Origin of the sequence: Maribacter litoralis, from assembly GCF_003075045.1 — a bacterium.
In the GTDB taxonomy this organism is placed as follows: Bacteria; Bacteroidota; Bacteroidia; order Flavobacteriales; family Flavobacteriaceae; genus Maribacter; species Maribacter litoralis.
The window spans coordinates 1,204,967-1,226,434 of record NZ_QCZD01000001.1; the positions used below are offsets into that span (position 1 = coordinate 1,204,967).

Sequence of the window (21,468 nt, forward strand, 5' to 3'; positions counted from 1 at the left end):
TAAGTTCTACAGCTTTTTCCTTAAACTCTGCAGTGTAATTTCTTTTTTCTCTTGACATTTTTCAAAGTTAATTTTAATAACTAAAACGCTCTTAACTCTATGTCCGGTTAAATATAGTAAGTCCATAGTGAATACTTCTTCAAATACGGACTCAGAGAATAGTTGGCGCGTTCTATTTATAGTGCAATGCCAAGGCAGTTCCTCATCAATATCATATCTTATGAAATAAAAAATATCCAACCGCATTGAACAATGCGCGATGAGCTTAAGGTCACTAATTAAGTTCTCTAGATAACCAACTAAACAAAGCTTAAAGAACACTACCAGATCAATACTCTTTTGACCACTTTCAACATAGTAATCCTTGGTCTGCTTATAAAGAAAATTTAAATTTAATACTCCTTTTAAACGCCTGTAGAAATTGTTCTTAGGTATACGTTCGCTCAACTGAAAATGGGAGAACGGCTTTTCTTGATAATCCTTTTTTCCCTGCATAACTAAAGTTAAGCAAAAACACTATTTTTAACAAGGCTTGAGCAAAATGTATACGACGCGGAGAAACGCTACTTCGATTTCTTAGAAAATTATCCTGAAATAGCGAGAAGAATACCTCAATATTTAATTGCTTCGTACCTTGGTATTTCCGCTGAATTTTTGAGTAGAATCCGTAAAAAAACTTAATTGGATTAAACTAGGTCAATTTTTTACATTTTATTATTGATGAATTTTGCTTCATAATTTAAAAGTTAAAAATATGAACAAAGTTTTAATTATCAATGCTAGTGTCAGAGATGAGAAATCCTACAGCAGAAAATTGACCCAAATTTTTGTTGAAAACTGGAAAAATAGAAATCCACAGGACAAATTCACACATAGGGAAGTTGGTTTAATCCAAATTCCAACCATTGACAAAAAGTGGATTGCGAGTGCATTTATAAAACCACAGGACAGAACCAAGCAAAATCAATCTGGTGTAAAATTCAGCAATGAATTAGTGACAGAATTAATGGAGAATAATACGTATGTTATTGGAACGCCAATGTACAATTGGTCGATCCCAAGCGGATTAAAATCTTACATTGATCAAATTATGCGAATCAATGAAACTTGGAAATTTCGTTCTGGAGAACCGGATGGAGATTATGTAGGTCTGTTCAACAATAAAAAACTGTTTATATTATCAAGTAGGGGAGATACCGGTTACGGTGAAAATGAAAATAATGCTCATATGAATTTTTCAAACCACTTATTTGAAATTTATTTTTGAGATGATTGGAGTAAAAGACATCACAATAATCTCGCTTGACAATGAGGAGTTTGGATGGGAAATTTTCGAAAGGTCCAAACAAAAAATTTATCAAAATATAAAATTAATTGAATATAATAAGGGAGACAAAGGAAAATCTCACGCCCAAGTCTCTCGCAGAGACGTATCCAAATAAAAATCGATATAGGCAATGCTACTTTCGCATCATCAATGATAAGGCTTTTCAATAAATCCAATATTTAACAATAAAAAATCCAGTTTAAGGTACTGGATAAACCTTTAATGACATTAAGAAAAATAAGAATGCCGACTGGATTAGAACCTAAAAGGTGTTTTCCAAATCTAATTATTGATAATGTGCCCTTGTTCCGGCCTTGTCCTTGGTGTTTAGTTTACTGCGCAACGAACGCATATCCGAAGATACCTTTTGCTCGATGACTCTGGCATAGATTTGCGTTGTAGAAAGTTTCGTATGACCAAGTAGTTTTGAAACTGTCTCAATGGGTACTCCATTGGAGAGTGTAACGGTAGTTGCAAAGGTATGTCTGGCAGCGTGAAACGTAAGCTTTTTATTGATTTTTAGGATTACCGCTATTTCCTTCAAATATTTATTGACTTTTTGATTGGAAAATACCGGAAGCAGTTGTTCCTGTTTATTTTCGGCATCTTGGTCATACTTTTTTATAATATCAAGTGCTTTATCCAATAGGGGAATTTTTACTGCTTCATCGTTCTTTTCCCTTTTTGTAAATATCCAATAATCCCCATCGATGCCCCTTACAATATGATCATAGCAAAGCAATTTTACATCGATATAGGATAATCCCGTATAACAGGCAAAAACAAATACATCCCTCGTTTTTCGGTGCATCTCTTTTGAAAGCTGACCGGATTGCAAAACTTCAAGTTCGGATTGGGATAAAAATGCCCTTTGATGTTTTGTGAACTTTAGCGAGAACCGTACAAATGGGTCTTTCTCGATCCATTCTAATCGAAGGGCGAGATTCATCATCTTTTTCAACCTCTCCAAATGTTTCATAACCCCGTTATTTTTTAGAGGTTGAGAGCGATTTATGGATTTACCGGTGCGGAGGAACTGTTCAAAGTCAATGATGAATCTATAGGATAATTGTTTGAGGAAGATATCATTGGTCTTTAGTTTGTTCTTCAAATACCGTTTGATATAGCGTTCCGTAGTGAAATAATTTTTCAACGTGCCGGGCTTTAGTACCGAAACCATATTCTTGTTGTGATAGGAAACCAGTTGAAGCAGCGTTTTGTGCTGTTCATCTTCGCCGAGATACCTCGCTTTGATGGCTTGGGCGGTAACGTATTTGGATTCGCCCAGAAGCTGTTTGTGGCATTCCAGTAAATCGGAGTAAACTTGGTCTAAATAGACGTTGAGGGCTTTCCCCTCGGAAGTTCTCGAATTTGCCCTCTTGGAACGGGTATCCCAATAGGTAACCGAAGTAGATCGTTTTAAACTGATCTCGGCACGTTTTCCATCGACCGTAATACGGGCATAAATGGGTGCCAAATCATCTTTTTTCTTGGCCATACTAAGCCAAAAATGAATAGTAAAAGTCTTGGAAGTCTGCATAAACTCTCGCTTTAAGTGAATAATCGATTTGTTTACGAAAGTCAAATCGTTGCGAAAGTCAAATTTATTGAATTACCAATGTAGTGAAAATTCTGGTAATAAATCAGGTAACCGAATAGGTAACCTTTGATTTGATAATAAAGCCAATCTTATCATTTCAAGAAAAATGAAAATCCCTGATTTTCATAAGATTAGCTATGTTTTGGTGTCTATTGACACCGTAATTGTCGGGGTGGCAGGATTCGAACCTGCGACCTCCGCGTCCCAAACGCGGCGCGATAACCGGGCTACGCTACACCCCGAAATGGTTATCAAAAAATATGTCTCTCAACATACTGTTGCGGAGAGACAGGGATTCGAACCCTGGGTAAGTGTTTCCACCTACGACGATTTAGCAAACCGCTCCTTTCGGCCACTCAGGCACCTCTCCAATAATTCTTCAATGAACTGTTGCTCTAAATAGCGGATGCAAATGTATAAGTATAACTGGTCTTACGCAACTATTTTTTAAGTTTTTTTTCAATATAAAATTACCTAGCTGTTACTCAGGATATTCCACTCGCAAATGATAAATATTTATGAGCTTTTGTTTGAAAATTTTCTTGATTGTTTCTATTTCCTTAAAGGTAATATCTGCGTTTAAAAACTGATTTGCCTTCATTTGACCAGAAATTATCTTGTCTACAAATTCATCAATGATCAAAAATGTTGGATTTTTTAAACTTTTAGATGCCGCCTCGACCGAATCGGCCATCATTAAAATTGCTGTTTCCCTAGAAAATGGTAACGGACCTGGATACCTAAAATCTTCTTCATTTACATGCCCATCTAACTCTTTCTGCTTTTTGTAGAAATAGAACACAAGTGTTGTACCATGGTGAGAACGAATAAAATCTATTACGCGATCGGGTACATTGTTTTTTCTGGCTATTTCAATTCCCTTTATAACATGATCTATTATAATTCTAGCACTATCCTTTGGGGTTAACTCATCATGAGGGTTCACATTGGTAATCTGGTTCTCGGTAAAATACGTTGGATCGTTCATTTTACCAATATCATGGTACAGTGCCCCTACTCTAACCAACATAGCATTCGCACCAATTTCATTAGCCGCAGCCTCAGCCAAATTGGCTACTTGTAACGAATGATGAAAAGTACCTGGCGCCTTATTACTTAATTCTTTTAAAAGCTTAGAATTGGTATCTGAAAGCTCCAATAAAGAAACATCAGAAACCAATCCGAAGAGTTTTTCATAGATATATATCAATGGCTGAACAAACAGGGTAATCATTCCATTTAAAAAGAACAGTCCTAAAGTATACCACTCAATATCACTCAAATCTCCTTCATGAATGGTATGAAAAGCCAAATACCCTATAATATAAATCAGCGTAATCTGACCTACACTAACAAAAAGGTTTGCCCTTTTATATAATTCCGACACTGTTAAAATGGTTACTATACCTGTAATGATCTGTAGAAATATATATTCAAAACTATTTGGAACCACAAAACCTAGAATAAGTATGGTAAGCACATGTACAAACAATCCAAGCCTAGCGTCAAAGAACGTTTTTAAAATCAACGGTAGAATGCATAACGGCACAACAAAAACCAATTGATCATTGTATTTTATAACCATTGTGGTTATAAAGACCATTAATAATATATTAAAAAAGATAAAGGTGACCTTTACATTGTTATCATAGACGGTTCTTCTATACTTTTTAAGAAATAAGAAAAGCATAATCAACACCAACGCCACCAGAACGGTATATCCTATTAAAATAAAGTAATAATTAGTGGCGGTCCATAATTCAGATTCATATTCTGATTTTAGGGACTCCAATATTTTTAAATTCTCAGCCTCTACCACCTCACCTTTAGCTATAATCAACCGTCCTTGATCTACGGTACCACGTGTATACGACAGTTTTAACAAAGCTTCTGCCCGTGCCTTTTGGGTTAGATTATTATTGAAACTTACATTGGGTTCTATAATATCAAAGAACAATGTTTGAATCTCCTTTTCAAAAACGGTCAAATTATTCTTGGTTAGCACATCTCTTACCAGCTCATTAATCTCGTTTACCTTTAAAAAATCGGAAACCCTAACTTTACTGGCTTCATTTCCTTTCACCAAAAAAATGAAATTTCGCTGTACCTGTTTACCATTATTTTGCAATATGCCCTTTGCATAAACAGAATCTAATATGACCTTGACGAAATATCGTAACCTATTTTTCTGATTACCGCTTAGATCGGCATCACTCCACTGTGACTCAAATTTCTCATCAAATAATGCCCTAACTTTTTCAACCACATCTTCATCATAGCTATAGTATGGCAGTTGATTATTTTCAATTATTTGCTTTTCCTTCGCTATTTCGGCATCTGTCTTTTGTATGGAGAAATCAAAAGGTGCATACAAGTTTTCAAACTGCCAAGGTTTTCCTTTTTGAAACTCATACTTGAATTTACCTCCTTTGGGCAAGAAAAATACTATGAATGCAACAGCCACTACATATAGAATATATTTAAAAATGAGCGACTGTTGTTTGTAAAGATTATCCAAGGAAAATAGTATTAGGTTCTTCAAAAATAGAAAATAATAAACTGATAACTAGTAATTGATATGATATCACTTGGGTTGCTATAGAATTTAGTAATTTCGTCTAACTTAAATTATAAAAACATGAAAGAGGTAGTTATAGTATCGGCCGTAAGAACTCCAATTGGTAGTTTTATGGGCGGATTATCTACAGTACCAGCTCCAAAGTTAGGAGCTATAGCAATTGAAGGTGCATTAAAAAAAATCAATCTTGACCCTACATCGGTTGACGAGGTTTTAATGGGCAACGTAGTACAGGCCGGAACCGGACAGGCGCCTGCCAGACAGGCTGCAATATACGCTGGGATACCCAATACAGTACCTTGTACAACTATTAACAAAGTGTGTGCTTCAGGCATGAAAGCTGTTATGCAGGGCGCACAAGCAATTTCTCTGGGCGATGCCGATATTGTGGTTGCCGGAGGAATGGAAAATATGAGCCTTATACCTCATTATGTCCATATGAGAACCGGAACAAAGTTCGGTCCTGCTACGTTAGTTGACGGTATGCAGAAAGACGGTTTAGTAGATGCTTATGACCAAAATGCGATGGGTGTTTGCGCAGATGCTTGCGCTACAAAATATGAATTCAGCAGAGAAGAGCAAGATGCATATGCCATTCAATCGTATAAAAGGTCTTCTGAGGCATGGGAAAATGGTAAATTCGACAATGAGGTCGTGCCAGTAGCTGTACCACAGAGACGTGGCGAGCCTAAAATGGTAACCAAAGATGAGGAATTCAGCAATGTATTTATAGAAAAAATACCAAACCTTAGACCTGCATTTTCTAAGGATGGAACAGTTACTGCTGCAAATGCCTCTACAATTAATGATGGTGCTGCCGCCTTAGTTTTAATGAGTAAAGTAAAGGCCATTGAATTAAACCTAACTCCTTTGGCTACCATAAAAAGCTATGCAGATGCTGCCCATGAACCTGAATGGTTTACCACAGCTCCTGCAAAAGCACTACCCAAGGCTCTTGCAAAATCGAATTTAAAATTAGAAGAAATAGATTTCTTTGAATTTAACGAAGCATTTTCCGTGGTGGGCTTGGCAAATATGAAAATATTGGGTCTAAACGATACCAATGTCAATGTAAATGGCGGTGCCGTTTCTTTAGGACACCCGTTAGGATGCTCTGGTGCCCGTATTCTTATTACATTGCTAAATGTTCTAGAACAAAACAACGCAAAGCTAGGGGCCGCAGCTATTTGTAATGGTGGTGGTGGAGCCTCTGCTATTATTGTTGAAAAAGCTTAAGCGCTTAAAAAATATTCATGCAATACGGAATTTGCCATTTAAGTGTTATGCCCATGCGCAGTATGCCCGATCAGGCAGCTGAGCTGGTGACCCAGCTTCTATTTGGAGAACATTACAAAGTTTTGGAATCTAGAAAAAACTGGTCTAGGGTAAAAACTGTATTTGACAAGTTCGAAGGTTGGATCATGAACAACCAGCTTACCTTTATCCCGGAAGATGAATACCTTGCTTTAGAGTCCAGTTCAAGTCCTAAATATGTTACTGAATTAATATCGTTCGTTGAAGATTCAAATAAAATGGTAACCCCTATTTTAATTGGCTCAAGCATACCGGACACTTCCTCCTTACCTGTTACTTTTGACGGTAAAACGGTTCAAGGAGAACAATTAAAGGAAAGGTTAGTAAAAACGGCGCTTTTATATCTTAACTCACCCGAACTTAAAGGTGGCAAATCTCCTTTTGGTATTGACAGTGCAGGATTCGCACAAATGGTTTACAAAATTAACGGATACCACCTTTTACGAACCGCAGAAAGTCAATCTAAACAAGGTACGGCATTAAGTTTTGTAGAAGAGAGCGAAGCCGGAGACTTAGCATTTTTTGATAACACCAACAGTGAAATCGACCACGTTGGCATTATTATGGACAATAATTATGTAATTCACGTAAACGGCAAAGTAAGAATTGACCGCATAGATCATACCGGTATTTTCAATAATGACCTCAGAACATATACGCATCAATTAAGGGTCATTAAAAAAATAGTATAAAAAAAGGCCCTTAATAGGGCCTTTCAATTTATTTAAAGGTGAGTATAAAATTACTCTCCCAACATCTTCTTCATTTTCGTGAAGTTTTCTGTATCACCCATTGCTCCGTAGATATTCTTAAGCTGGGTCATGATATTCTCATTCTCAGGGTTATTTTTTAATGCATCTTCCAATACATCTGCACCTTGCTTGAACAAGCTATCTTTTTTCTCCTTTAACTCATCATATTTAGCAATATCTGCTCTACTGTTACCTAATGAATTCATTTCGTCAATAAGGTTGTTACCTTCGTTAACGTAAGTTGTAGAAAGATTTAAATATGCATTTGTATACTTAGGATCAAGTTCTATTGCCTTTTTGTATGATACACGAGCTTCCTCATAATTATCTTGCTCCATGTTAATAACACCAACATTATAATGTAAGTCTGGATTATCTGGTGCTAGAGCTATAGCCTGAGCCATTAATTCTTTGAACTTATCTTTATTTCCTTGGTTAAAATATAGATTTGCTTCGTTCAAAATAAGATTAACATCTTCTGGATCATTCTTTCTTGCTGCTTGATAAGCCTCTAAAGCTTTTTCATCTTGACCTAATTGCGTATAAATTAGCGCTGTATTCTTAACAATTTCAGCTTTCTTAGAAGGAGTTTTCTCATCTACAGGATTAGTATACGTACCAGATTTCACCATAAGGTCTCTCTGCACTTTATCCATTTCCTCAACTTCGCCTGATGCTGCATTAGTAGCCTTGTAAACTACACCACTACCATCATAACCAACTTCTTGTAATTTATTATAATAGTCCAATGCCATTTCATAATGACCACCATTTACCGCACTACCGGCAGCATAATATAAATAAGACGTATCTTTAGGACTTAACGTATAACTCATATACAACTTCTCAGCAGCTTCTTTAAACTTGCTGTTGCTATTATCGCTAACCGCAGAGTTCACAAGATCAGCAGTCAATGCCGTCATATATTGGTTAGTTTCCGCAGTAAATTTCTTTTTACCGGAAGCTTCTTCTATTTCAATAACTTTCTTGAAAGAATTCGCTGATTTCTCAAAAGCATCATTATCTCCTTTTTTAGCTAAATCGCTATAGATTTTACCTCTAGTAAAATAATATTGCGCTTGAGTCTTTTCGTCAGCAGCGGCAATAGTACCTGAAGCAGCTTCAATAGCAGTTTTAGCTGCTGTTGCATCACCAGATTTCAGTGCCTTTTCCGCAGATTTTATTTCATTCTTTTGAGCAAAACCGACCATTGTAAATGTCAGTGCCGCTACAAGTAATAACCTATTTTTCATTTTTGATATATTAATTATTAGTGTTTAAATTATTTAAGTTTAATCTTCGGTATCAGAATTATCAATCTCTGTGCCATCTTTGTCCTCCGCATTATCAACTTCAGTTGAACCTTCTGTATTTACTTCAATATCAAGCAATTCAGCTTCTTCAAGATCATCTTCATCTTTCATGACCTTTGCAACAGCGGCAATAGAATCATTACCTTTTATATTGATCAACCTAACACCTTGTGTTGCCCTACCCATTACACGTAAATCCTCTACGCTCATACGTATTGCAATTCCAGATTTGTTGATAATCATTAAATCGTCAGAATCGGTAACATTTTTTATAGCTACAAGCCCACCAGTTTTATCGGTAACACTAATGGTCTTAACCCCTTTACCTCCTCTATTGGTAACTCTATAATCATCTATGCTTGATCGCTTACCATAACCTTTTTCAGAAACTACCAATATTTCTTCCTCAAAATTATGAACCGATACCATGCCGATTACCTCATCTTCCTCATTCGCTAAAGTAATACCTCTAACCCCTGAAGCATTTCTACCCATTGGTCTAGTTTTACTTTCCTCAAATCTAATTGCTTTACCAGATTTAAGACCTAGGAAAATTTCACTTGACCCTGTAGTTAATTTAGCTTCTAACAACTCATCGCCATCACGTACGGTTATTGCATTAATTCCGTTTTGTCTTGGTCTTGAATATTGCTCTAAAGATGTTTTCTTAACTACACCTTTTTTAGTGGCCATTATAACGTAGTGCGCATTGATATACTCTTCGTCTTTTAAATCTTGAGTACAAATAAACGCTTTTACACTATCATCTTGTTCTATATTAATAAGGTTCTGTATTGCCCTACCTTTTGATGTTCTACTACCTTCAGGTATTTCAAAAACACGCATCCAGAAACATTTACCTTTTTGCGTAAAGAACAACATGTATTGGTGATTGGTACCAACGAACAAATGCTCTAAGAAATCTTCATTTCTTGTAGAAGATGCCTTTTGACCTACACCACCTCTATTTTGTGTTTTATATTCACTTAACGGAGTTCTCTTAATGTAACCTGCATGAGAAATGGTAATTACCACCTGCTCATCTGGTATCATATCTTCCATACTAAGATCACCACCTGCCATGTTGATTACAGATCTTCTTTCATCTCCGTATTTATCTTTAATCTCAAGAAGCTCATCTTTAATGATATCCATTCTACGCTCCTTCTTATCAAGAATATCTTTTAAATCTGCAATAAGAAGCATAATTTCATCATACTCGCTTCTAAGCTTATCTTGCTCAAGACCGGTAAGTTGACGAAGTCTCATCTCTACGATTGCCTTCGCTTGAATTTCACTTAATTTGAAACGTTCAATTAAGTTTGTCCTTGCTTCATCAGCATTTTTAGAGGCTCTTATTATTGCAATTACCTCATCGATATTATCAGATGCAATGATTAACCCTTCTAAGATATGAGCACGATCTTCAGCTTTTTTTAATTCGAACTGTGTACGCCTTACGACCACTTCATGTCTATGCTCAACGAAGTAATGAATCATTTCCTTCACGTTCAACAATTGCGGTCTACCGTTAACCAAGGCAATATTATTGACACTAAAAGATGTTTGTAATGCCGTATATTTAAATAGCATATTCAACACAATATTAGGAATAGCATCCCTCTTTAAGATATAAACGATACGCATACCGTTTCGATCGGATTCATCTCTAATATTGGCTATACCTTCCAATTTTTTATCATTGACAAGATCGGCAGTTTTCTTAATCATGTCTGCCTTATTGACCTGATAAGGAATTTCGGTAACCACAATGCACTCGCGACCTTGAACTTCTTCAAATGTTGCTTTTGCACGCATTTTTATACGTCCTCTTCCTGTATGAAAAGCTTCTTTTACACCATCATAACCGTAAATAGTACCACCAGTTGGAAAATCTGGTGCTTTAATATGTGTTATAAGCTCATCTATCTCAATGTCGTTATTATCGATATACGCAACCGTACCATCTATAACCTCAGATAAGTTATGTGGCGGCATATTGGTCGCCATACCTACAGCAATACCAGATGCACCGTTCACCAACAAACTTGGAACTCGAGTCGGTAAAACAGTTGGTTCTTTTAAAGAGTCATCAAAATTTAATTGATAATCTACGGTTTCCTTTTCTATGTCAATAAGCATATCGTCTGCAATCTTACGCATACGAGCCTCCGTATAACGCATTGCCGCAGGGCTATCACCATCAACAGAACCAAAGTTACCTTGACCATCTACAAGCATATAGCGCAAACTCCATTCTTGAGCCATACGTACCATAGCATCATATACCGAAGTATCACCGTGTGGGTGATACTTACCTAATACCTCCCCAACAATACGTGCAGATTTCTTATGTGAGCTATTACTTCTAACTCCTAATTCATGCATTCCGAAAAGAACTCTTCTGTGTACGGGTTTTAATCCGTCCCTGACATCTGGCAGGGCACGTGACACAATGACCGACATTGAGTAATCAATGTAGGCAGATTTCATTTCCTCTTCAATATTAATGGGAATCAATTTTTCACCGTCAGCCATTTTAAAATCTTCTGTTTTTTAATTAGTAAAAAAGCATGCCAATATACTTAAATCCTAGGCGTTTCAAGAATAAGTGGATTTAATTATATGAAATTTTATTAACACTTGGCACAGTAATGTTAATTTTTACTTTAAAGGCTAATTTCGTACTTATAAAAGCTGCTTTTAATGGCTTTTACAATAACTTTAACGATTATAGGTACGGTATTTGCCAATGATTGGATGAGATTTAGTAATTTTATAGAAGATAATATAGTATATGGATGATAATTTTTCCCCAAGAGTAAAGGATGTTATTGCTTATAGCAAAGAGGAAGCATTGCGACTTGGTCACGATTTTATCGGTACCGAGCACCTCATGCTAGGGCTTCTTAGAGATGGAAACGGGAAGGCCATTAGCATTTTAGACGCTTTAGAAGTTGATTTAGAACACCTACGTAGAAAGGTAGAAATCCTAAGTCCTTCTAACCCTAACGCTAGCGGCGTGCAAAAAGATAAAAAGAACTTGCATTTAACAAGACAAGCCGAACGTGCTTTAAAAACAACTTTTTTAGAGGCTAAACTTTTTCAAAGTTCTTCTATAAATACTGCGCACCTTCTACTTTGTATCCTTAGAAATGAAAATGACCCTACTACAAAACTTTTACATAAGCTTAAGGTTGACTACGACGGTGTTAAGGAACAGTTTAAATTTATGATTACAAGTGACGACGATATGGTAGATGGTCCAACGGCCGAATCTTTCCCTAGCGACTCTGAAGAGGCGAATGAAGGAAAAGAGAGCACCTTTGGATCTGCTTCTAATCAAAAAGGCGCCAAAAAATCAAAAACTCCGGTTCTGGATAATTTTGGTAGAGACCTTACACAAATGGCAGAGGAAAATAAATTAGACCCTGTTGTCGGTAGAGAAAAAGAGATTGAGAGGGTTTCGCAAATTCTTAGCCGTAGAAAAAAGAACAACCCACTTTTAATTGGTGAACCTGGTGTTGGTAAAAGTGCCATTGCAGAAGGTCTTGCCCTACGTATAATCAATAAAAAGGTTTCTAGAATTCTTTACAATAAAAGAGTTGTAACCCTTGACCTTGCCTCTTTAGTTGCCGGTACAAAATATCGTGGCCAGTTTGAAGAACGCATGAAAGCGGTTATGAACGAGCTTGAAAAGAACGATGATGTCATTTTGTTTATTGACGAAATACACACCATTGTAGGTGCTGGTGGAGCTACAGGAAGTTTAGATGCTTCAAACATGTTCAAACCTGCATTGGCTAGAGGTGAAATTCAATGTATAGGTGCTACCACTTTAGATGAATACAGACAATATATCGAAAAAGACGGTGCTTTAGAGAGACGTTTTCAAAAGGTAATTGTAGAACCAACTTCTGTTGAAGAAACAGTTGAGATCTTACATAATATTAAAGGTAAATACGAAGATCACCACAATGTAACTTATACAGACGAAGCTATTGAAGCTTGTGTAAAGTTAACAAATAGGTATATGACCGATCGTTTTTTACCTGATAAGGCTATTGATGCTTTAGATGAAGCTGGTTCTAGGGTACATATTGTTAATATGGATGTACCAAAGCAAATTCTTGAATTAGAGAAGAAACTTGAAGATGTTCGTGAACTAAAAAATAGTGTTGTCAAAAAGCAGAAATACGAAGAAGCTGCCAAATTACGTGATGACGAAAAGAGTTTAGAAAAGGAACTTGCCATAGCCCAAGAGCGATGGGAAGATGATAGTAAACTGAACAAGGAAACAGTTAGCGAAGAAAATGTTGCCGATGTTGTTTCTATGATGAGCGGTATACCTGTAAATAGAATAGCGCAAACGGAAAGCAATAAATTAGCAGGACTTCCTGAGTTGATTAAATCTAACGTAATTGGTCAAAACGATGCTGTTGCCAAGGTTTCCAAAGCTATTCAACGTAATAGAGCGGGACTTAAAGACCCCAACAAGCCTATTGGTTCGTTTATATTCTTAGGTCAAACAGGTGTTGGTAAAACCCAACTTGCAAAAGTGTTGGCAAAAGAGCTTTTTGACTCTGAAGATGCGCTTATACGTATAGATATGAGCGAGTACATGGAGAAGTTCGCCATTTCTAGATTAGTAGGTGCACCTCCAGGATACGTAGGTTATGAAGAAGGTGGTCAATTGACCGAAAAAGTTAGAAGAAAACCTTATTCGGTAATTCTATTGGATGAAGTTGAAAAAGCACACCCAGATGTTTTCAATATGCTTTTGCAGGTATTGGATGACGGTTTCTTAACCGATAGTTTGGGTCGTAAAATCGATTTTAGAAATACCATTATAATAATGACTTCTAATATTGGCGCTAGACAATTAAAAGATTTTGGACAAGGTGTAGGTTTTGGTACAGCTGCGAAAAAATCTCAAGAAGATGCCCACCAAAAAGGAGTAATAGAAAATGCCTTGAAAAAAGCGTTTGCTCCAGAGTTCTTAAATAGAATTGATGATGTTATTGTCTTCAATGCATTGGAAAGAGAAGACATTCACAAAATCATTGATATTGAATTAGCCAAATTATTCAAGAGAATTAAGGACATTGGATATCATTTGAACTTAACGGATGCCGCTAAAGATTATATTGCAGAGAAAGGCTTTGATAAGCAATACGGGGCAAGACCCCTAAAAAGAGCAATTCAAAAATATATTGAAGACGCATTAGCAGAAGAAATAGTGAATTCTAAACTTAAGGAAGGTGACAGTATTTATATTGACCTTGACAAGAAGAGTGAAGAATTGACCATTAAAATTGAAAAAGCAGAAGAGGAATCTCCAAAAACATAGATTTTCTTACTTTTCTAGTATACAAAAAAGAGCCCTTATAAGGGCTCTTTTTTCGTACAAGAAAATATTGATTGTGAGAATATAAATACACTCAATTATTGGTATACGCAGTATAAACGATATTTTCGCGTTTAAACTAAAAATTTACCCAAAGAATGAACTTCATTCTACTTTCGCCTTAGACACACTATATAAATACGAAAAGAATGAAGTTAGGATCTACCAAGAAAAAGGTAATTGTGCGGGAGTACGAATTAGAAACAGGAAAAATTCAAGTTTATGACAATTATATGGTATCGATTTTTGACGAGGGAGCTACTTTAACACTAGAAAGAGCTTATCAAATTATCGGTATTGCAGAAATTCATTTTAGAGAAAAGAATTTTGGATTTATAAGTCTTCGTAAACACTCATTTGCCATAGATCCTACTATCTACAACTACTTAAAACAATTAGACAATCTTAAAGCTTTTGCCATTGTATCTGTCAAAGAAATTGATATGCACAACTTTAAGATTGAAAAACTATTTTACAAAAAGCCAATGAAATTCTTCATCGAATTTGATAACGCTTTAAAATGGGTTAAAAGAAGGGTAAATTCTTAAGAACAGTTAATTTGACTGATTTTCTTCTTCAGTAACCGGCTGCTCTGGCATTTTAAACAAATCTAAATATGCGTTTGCTAAATTCTCAATAACATGAGAGGCTGTTAAAGACTGAAAACCAGTAGACTCTACTGCAATATCACCTGATCTACCATGCAAATAGACACCAAAAATTGCAGCATCTAATGCTGAGTAACCCTGTGCCAATAACCCTGTTAATATTCCCGTTAACACATCTCCTGTTCCTGCCGTGGCCATACCTGGGTTTCCGGTTGTATTCACGTAGCCTTTTTCCTTGTTAACCACAATAGTGTGCGCTCCCTTTACTACTACTAAGCAATTATATTTTTTTGAAAACGCCTTAACCTTTTTAAGCTTTTCAAAGTCATCTTTCCAACTACCAATCAACCTTTCCAATTCTTTCGGGTGTGGCGTTAAAATCGCATTATCAGGCAAGTACTTTAATAATTCTTTATTCTTGGAGAGTATATTAAGTCCATCGGCATCAATTACCAGTGGCAATTTATTATGCTTTAAAAATTCACTAAAAGTTTTTACCGTGGCATCACTTGTTCCCATCCCCATACCGATACCAACCACTCTTGGTTCAATATCAAATTTTATATCGGTAAGTTCATTATCGCTTGCATCGGTCATTACCATTATTTCGGGTAATGCCGTCTGTAAAATGGAATACCCTATTTTAGGAACAAAAGAGGTTACAAGACCACTACCTGCATAGAGAGCGGCTTTAGAAGAAAGACAAACCGACCCCATTTTACCATAACTTCCACCAGCAATCAATGAATGTCCATATGTACCTTTATGCCCGTATTTTTCACGAGGTTTATACAAGGTAAGCACTTCATTTTTACCTATCAATTCATATTCCGTTTCGGTTTGCATCAAATACTCTGGATCTAAACCTATATCCAAAACCTCCCATTGCTCAATAAAACCACCTGTTTCCGGTAAAAAGAAAACCAATTTAGGAGTTTGAAAACTTAAGACGTAGTTGGATTGTATAATGGTATCAAAATCATCAGGACCTTGATCTGTAAATAATCCTGACGGAATATCAATAGACAAAATGAATGCCTGGGAACTGTTTAAATGCTGAATCACTTTAGCTACCCATGCATCTGGAGTTCTATTTAATCCTATTCCAAAAATTCCGTCAACAATTATATCATCCCTTCCAATTTCTGGAAGCTGATCATCAGAATTCATAAAACTTGGCCAAACCTTACGGTCTTTTAATCGGTCTAGATTGATCAAAAAGTCTTTAGACCTCTTTTCACTATAATTTACAACATACACTTCTATATTATAGCCATGATCTACAAGGTGCCTTGCAAGGGCAATACCATCGCCTCCATTATTACCAATACCACAGAATAAATGAATTTTCACTTGGGCGCCCTGCATGCGCAAATGCATCCAATTGAAGAGTTGTAAAGCAGCACGTTCCATGAGTTCGTTACTTTCAATTTCTTCTTTTTTAATAGAAATCTGATCTGCTTTATAAATCTGTTTTGCACTATATAATTTCATTCTTTCTTGTATTTATATCTAAAAAATAACTATTCCGTAAAAAATTGTGGAATGATTTGTTTAAGTTATCAAATGTACTACTTTTGACCCTCAACCATTAGTATTATGGACTGCAATAAGACAGACATAAAATTCAATTTCACTTCAGCTACCATTATTTATGGTTCTACAACTACATGGTTCACCCCTTGGGGGTAAAATCTATATTTCTCCGTACCCGTGTTTAATTACACCATATCTTAATTACAAAGTCAATATTTCAATAACATGAAAGTTCTAAAATTTGGTGGTTCATCTGTAGCCAAACCTGAAAATATAATTAAAATTAAAAATATAATCTCAAAGTACAACGACCCTATTATATTGGTTGTTTCTGCTTTTGGAGGAGTAACGGATTTATTGTTACAAGCCGGTGCTTTGGCATCTGCACAAGATAAAAAGTATAAAGAAATACTTAATACTTTAGAAGAAAGGCACTTATCTGCCGTAAAAGAATTAATTCCCGTAACCACTCAAAGTAAAGTACTTAGCAAAGTAAAAAGTGAATTCAACGTACTTGAAACCTTACTAGAAGGTGCTTTTTTTATTGGTGAAATAACACCAAAATTATCTGACAAAATTGTTAGCTACGGTGAGTTACTATCTTCATATATTATAAGCGAGTATTTAATCAACGAACAGCTAAATGCCTCTTTTAAAGACAGTAGAGAACTTATAATTACGCATAAACTAAACGGCAAGAATGTGGTCAACTTTAAAGTAACCAATGCCAATTGTGCCGATTATTTTAATTCTTCAACAAAACAAATTACTGTTTGCCCTGGTTTTATTGCAACATCAGAAGATGGGGTTTCAACGACTTTAGGTAGAGGTGGATCAGATTTTACCGCTGCAATTTATGCTGCAGCTGTTGATGCAGATATATTAGAAATCTGGACAGATGTGAGCGGTATGTATACTGCCAACCCAAAAATGGTAAAACAAGCGAAGGCCATTCCACATATTTCCTATGAGGAAGCAATGGAATTATCGCATTTCGGAGCTAAAGTACTTTATCCACCGACTATTCAACCTGTTCTCGCCAAAGGAATATCCATAGTAATTAAAAACACTTTTAGCCCTGAAAAAGATGGTACTTTAATAACCAAGTCTAAAAACGAAAAAGGTAAAACGGTTCGTGGCATTAGCCATATTGGCAATATTGCGCTTTTATCGCTAGAAGGTCCGGGTATGGTTGGTATACCAGGAATTTCCAAACGCTTTTTTGAAGTACTTTCTCAAGCAGATATTAGTGTTGTTTTAATTACCCAAGCTTCTTCTGAGCATTCTATATGTGTTGGTATTTCTGCCGATGATGTAGAAAAAGCTATAAGTATCGTTAATGAAGCTTTTGAATACGAAATTGAAAGAGGTCGTATTAAAACAGTTATTCCTGAAAAAGATTTAGCCATTGTTGCCTTGGTTGGCGATAATATGAAAAGCCACCAAGGTCTAAGTGGTAAAATGTTCAGTACTCTTGGCAAAAACAATGTAAATATTAGGGTTATTGCTCAAGGTGCTTCAGAACGTAACATTTCATGCATAATTGACGAAAAAGATGTAAAAAAAGCTTTGAACGCCTTGCACGAAGAATTCTTCGAAGAGAATATTAAGCAACTGAACCTTTTTGTAATGGGTGTGGGTAATGTTGGTGCTAAATTTTTAGAGCAAATTAGAGAGCAACGTAAATTCTTAAAAGAAAATCTAAAGTTGAACATTAGGGTAATAGGAATGTCTAACTCTAGAACAATGCTCTTTGATGAAAAAGGAATCGACTTAAACGATTGGTCGACTAAACTTACCAATGGCGAAAAAGCTGATAAAGTCAAATTTTTGGAGTTAGTGAATAGCCTAAACTACAGAAACAGCATTTTTGTAGACAATACGGCAAGTGAAGAAGTTTCTAAAACGTACAGTGAATATTTAGGCAATAGCATATCTGTAGTAACCTGTAATAAAATTGCATGTTCATCAGAATTTGAAAACTATTCGCATTTAAAATCTTTAGCGAGAACTTATAACGCACCCTTCTTATTTGAAACCAATGTTGGTGCAGGGTTACCTATTATTGACACATTAAAACACTTAATTGCATCGGGTGATAAAATTTTGAAAATTCAAGCTGTTTTATCCGGTAGTTTAAACTTTGTTTTCAATAACTTCAATGACCAAACTACTTTTCATGATGTGGTGAAACAGGCTCAGGAAGAGGGTTATACAGAACCTGATCCAAAAATTGATTTAAGTGGTGTTGATGTTATGCGTAAAATTTTAATCTTAGCACGCGAGAGCGGAAATCAGTTGGAAATCAGTGACATTACCAACAACCCGTTCTTACCTGAAGAAAGCTTGAACACTGATAACAATGATGATTTCTTTGCTTCTTTAGTTAAACATGAACCTCATTTTCAATCCTTATACGCAAGTGCTAAAAATGCAGATAGCAAACTAAAGTATGTTGCTCAATTTGACAACGGAAAAGCTAGTGTAGGGATACAGGAAATACCAAAAGGTCATGATTTCTACAATCTGGAAGGTAGCGATAATATTGTACTTTTCTTTACGGAAAGATATCCTAACCAACCCATGATTATTAAAGGTGCAGGTGCAGGTGCTGCGGTTACAGCCTCTGGAATTTTCGCAGATATTATCCGAATTGGTAATTTCTAAATTTCATAACAACGGTGTCAATTATGAATAAAAATGAAATTAAAGTCTTTTGTCCTGCTACGGTTGCCAATGTATCGTGCGGATTTGATGTTCTTGGCGTTGCCCTAGACTCGGTGGGTGATGAAATGGTGGTTAGAAAAGTAACGCAAAAAGGCATTAAAATAACAAAACTTACCGGACAAGATTTACCAAAAGAGACATTGAACAATGTAGCCGGTGTTGCCGGTAATGCTTTTTTATTGGCTTCTGATTATGATGGCGGATTTGAGATAGAAATCGATAAAAAAATAAAGCCTGGCAGCGGTATTGGTAGCAGTGCCGCAAGTTCTGCAGGTGCCGTATGGGCAATGAACCATTTATTGGGCAACCCGTTCAGTAAAACCGAGTTGGTTAAATTTGCTATGGAAGGTGAACGCTTGGCTAGTGATGTAGCACATGCGGATAATGTAGCTCCTGCCCTATTTGGCGGTTTTACCTTGGTTAGAAGCTATAATCCGTTAGACGTTATAGATATTCCCGCTCCAAGCGAATTATACGTTACGATAATTCACCCACAGATAGAAATTAAAACTTCGGATTCCAGAAAGGTTTTAAAGACCACCATATCGATGGAAACAGGTATTAAGCAATGGGGAAATGTTGGCGGATTAATAGCGGGATTATTCAAAAAAGACTATGATTTAATTGGTCGTTCATTAGAAGATCATATTGTAGAACCTATACGTTCTATCTTAATTCCCGGTTTTGATGAAGTTAAAAAAGTTTCTTTAGAAGCCGGTGCTTTAGGTTCTGGCATATCTGGATCAGGACCTTCAATTTTTGCATTTAGCAAAGGAGAAGAAACTGCCGTAAAGGTAGGTGAAGCCATGAAAACGGTGTACGACAAAATTGGCATCGATTATGAAATTCATGTCTCTAAAATAAATATGAAAGGCGTTAAGCTTTTATAAGTTAAAACACCTTGATATTAACAGTTAAAAAATTACATCTTGAAATTCTATAGTTTAAACAATACAGCTCCACAAGTTTCCTTTGACACTGCCGTTGTAAATGGTATTGCCCCAGACAAAGGCTTATATTTTCCAGAAAAAATTTCTCCGCTACCTAGTTCTTTTTTCGAAAAAATCGAAAACCTTTCTAATGAAGAAATTGCATTTACCGCAATTCGTCAATTCGTAACAGAGGTTGTACCTGATGATATATTGAAAGACATTTTAAAGGAAGTTCTAGACTTTGATTTTCCGGTAGTCGATATTACTGAAAACATTGGTACTTTAGAGCTATTTCACGGTCCTACGATGGCTTTTAAAGATGTTGGTGCTCGCTTTATGGCGCAGTGCCTAGGTTATTTTTCTAGAGCTACAAAAAATGAGGTCACAGTTCTTGTGGCAACCTCCGGTGATACTGGTGGTGCTGTAGCCAATGGTTTTTTAGGAGTAGAAGGCGTAAATGTCGTTATACTCTATCCTAGCGGTAAAGTAAGTGATATTCAAGAAAGGCAATTAACTACTTTAGGCAAAAATATTACAGCTCTAGAAGTTGACGGCATGTTCGACGATTGCCAAGCTATGGTTAAAAATGCATTCTTGGATAAGGAACTACTTGACAATATGAAATTAACATCTGCCAACTCCATTAACGTGGCTCGCTGGTTACCACAATTGTTCTATTTCCTTTTTGCCTACAAACAAGCGAAATCAAAAGGAAAAGAGATAGTTTTTTCTGTGCCATCTGGTAATTTCGGTAATATTTGTGCAGGTTTAATGGCGCAACGTTTGGGTATGCCCGTAAAACACTTTGTAGCATCTACAAATGTAAATGACACCGTGCCACAATTTATGCAAACAAAAAAGTACAACCCCAAGTCATCTACAGCTACAATTTCTAATGCCATGGATGTTGGCGATCCTAGTAATTTTATTAGAATCAGACATTTGTTTCAAGACAATTTTGATGCTTTAAAAGAAAATTTATCATCTTATCCTTTTACAGATGACGAAACCAAAAAAGCCTTAAAGGAAATCCATAATATCAACGGATATATCGCAGACCCTCATGGCGCAGTGGGTTATTTAGGACTTAAAAAATATCAAGAACAACATCCTGATACTTACGGTATATTCTTGGAAACTGCACACCCTGTTAAGTTCTTGGATATCGTTGAAGAAACCCTTGATGAAAAATTAGAAATTCCCGCTCAGATAGAAAAGGTAATGGGTAAAACAAAGTCGTCTATTAAAATCTCAACATATGATGATCTAAAAAAATATCTTTTAAACTCCTAGTTAGTTTTAGTTTATAATATTTTCTCAATTCAAGGTTAAGCCACATTTGCTTCTATTTATTTTCGATAAATTTGTATCGCC

At 36.0% G+C, this 21,468-nt stretch carries 13 protein-coding genes, 2 tRNA genes and 2 pseudogenes; 9 read left to right on the plus strand and 8 right to left on the minus strand.

All coding sequences use genetic code 11. The features are described 5' to 3' along the window. Positions 1-126: 126 nt before the first annotated feature. Positions 127-495: pseudogene (locus DCS95_RS05430) on the minus strand (transposase); the annotation flags it as partial. Positions 496-552: 57 nt separating this feature from the next. On the opposite strand from DCS95_RS05430, the pseudogene DCS95_RS20490 reads away from it, so the two are divergent. Together DCS95_RS20490 and DCS95_RS05440 are read left to right on the plus strand one after the other, a co-directional pair. Then, a pseudogene (locus DCS95_RS20490) lies at positions 553-681 on the plus strand (Crp/Fnr family transcriptional regulator); the annotation flags it as partial. 73 nt (positions 682-754) lie between these two features. Then, the gene (locus DCS95_RS05440; RefSeq protein WP_208630734.1) at positions 755-1,267 is read left to right on the plus strand and encodes an FMN-dependent NADH-azoreductase; all 513 of its coding nucleotides are present in this window, start codon (positions 755-757) and stop codon (positions 1,265-1,267) included. 346 nt (positions 1,268-1,613) lie between these two features. Here DCS95_RS05440 and DCS95_RS05445 read toward each other — a convergent pair whose 3' ends face one another. From DCS95_RS05445 to DCS95_RS05460, 4 genes are all read right to left on the minus strand, one after another. Beyond that, complete coding sequence (locus DCS95_RS05445; RefSeq protein ID WP_116769776.1) at positions 1,614-2,867, minus strand: site-specific integrase; 1,254 nt, start codon at positions 2,865-2,867, stop codon at positions 1,614-1,616. 227 nt (positions 2,868-3,094) lie between these two features. Next, positions 3,095-3,169 (minus strand) — tRNA-Pro (locus DCS95_RS05450). Positions 3,170-3,208: 39 nt separating this feature from the next. Further along, positions 3,209-3,297: transfer RNA gene (locus DCS95_RS05455), tRNA-Ser, on the minus strand. Between the two features lie 111 nt (positions 3,298-3,408). Beyond that, positions 3,409-5,445: an HD family phosphohydrolase gene (locus DCS95_RS05460; protein ID WP_425269150.1), complete on the minus strand. Its 2,037-nt coding sequence runs from the start codon at positions 5,443-5,445 to the stop codon at positions 3,409-3,411. Positions 5,446-5,565: 120 nt separating this feature from the next. Here DCS95_RS05460 and DCS95_RS05465 point away from each other — a divergent pair, with 120 nt between their 5' ends. Continuing rightward, on the plus strand, positions 5,566-6,741 hold the full coding sequence (locus DCS95_RS05465) for an acetyl-CoA C-acyltransferase (protein ID WP_116769777.1): 1,176 nt from the start codon (positions 5,566-5,568) through the stop codon (positions 6,739-6,741). 17 nt (positions 6,742-6,758) lie between these two features. After that, positions 6,759-7,511 (plus strand): C40 family peptidase, encoded by a 753-nt coding sequence (locus tag DCS95_RS05470; RefSeq protein ID WP_116769778.1) that lies wholly within the window; start codon positions 6,759-6,761, stop codon positions 7,509-7,511. A 50-nt stretch (positions 7,512-7,561) separates the two neighbouring features. Here the strand turns inward: DCS95_RS05470 and DCS95_RS05475 are convergent, their stop codons facing one another. Continuing rightward, positions 7,562-8,824 (minus strand): tetratricopeptide repeat protein, encoded by a 1,263-nt coding sequence (locus DCS95_RS05475; RefSeq protein WP_116769779.1) that lies wholly within the window; start codon positions 8,822-8,824, stop codon positions 7,562-7,564. Between the two features lie 39 nt (positions 8,825-8,863). After that, a complete protein-coding gene (gene gyrA, locus DCS95_RS05480; protein WP_116769780.1) occupies positions 8,864-11,422 on the minus strand; it encodes a DNA gyrase subunit A in 2,559 nt (852 codons plus the stop codon). A 259-nt stretch (positions 11,423-11,681) separates the two neighbouring features. Between gyrA and DCS95_RS05485 the strand changes: the two genes are divergently transcribed. Next, positions 11,682-14,234: an ATP-dependent Clp protease ATP-binding subunit gene (locus DCS95_RS05485; RefSeq protein WP_116769781.1), complete on the plus strand. Its 2,553-nt coding sequence runs from the start codon at positions 11,682-11,684 to the stop codon at positions 14,232-14,234. 206 nt (positions 14,235-14,440) lie between these two features. Continuing rightward, on the plus strand, positions 14,441-14,839 hold the full coding sequence (locus DCS95_RS05490) for an STAS/SEC14 domain-containing protein (protein ID WP_116769782.1): 399 nt from the start codon (positions 14,441-14,443) through the stop codon (positions 14,837-14,839). A 6-nt stretch (positions 14,840-14,845) separates the two neighbouring features. Here the strand turns inward: DCS95_RS05490 and DCS95_RS05495 are convergent, their stop codons facing one another. After that, on the minus strand, positions 14,846-16,393 hold the full coding sequence (locus tag DCS95_RS05495) for an NAD(P)H-hydrate dehydratase (RefSeq protein WP_116769783.1): 1,548 nt from the start codon (positions 16,391-16,393) through the stop codon (positions 14,846-14,848). Positions 16,394-16,660: 267 nt separating this feature from the next. On the opposite strand from DCS95_RS05495, the gene thrA reads away from it, so the two are divergent. The 3 genes from thrA to thrC are packed head-to-tail and all read left to right on the plus strand — an operon-like array spanning position 16,661 to position 21,387. Continuing rightward, positions 16,661-19,102 (plus strand): bifunctional aspartate kinase/homoserine dehydrogenase I, encoded by a 2,442-nt coding sequence (gene thrA, locus DCS95_RS05500; protein WP_116769784.1) that lies wholly within the window; start codon positions 16,661-16,663, stop codon positions 19,100-19,102. A gap of 23 nt (positions 19,103-19,125) precedes the next feature. Beyond that, positions 19,126-20,052 (plus strand): homoserine kinase, encoded by a 927-nt coding sequence (locus tag DCS95_RS05505; RefSeq protein ID WP_116769785.1) that lies wholly within the window; start codon positions 19,126-19,128, stop codon positions 20,050-20,052. Between the two features lie 39 nt (positions 20,053-20,091). After that, the gene (gene thrC, locus DCS95_RS05510; protein WP_116769786.1) at positions 20,092-21,387 is read left to right on the plus strand and encodes a threonine synthase; all 1,296 of its coding nucleotides are present in this window, start codon (positions 20,092-20,094) and stop codon (positions 21,385-21,387) included. Positions 21,388-21,468 lie beyond the last annotated feature (81 nt).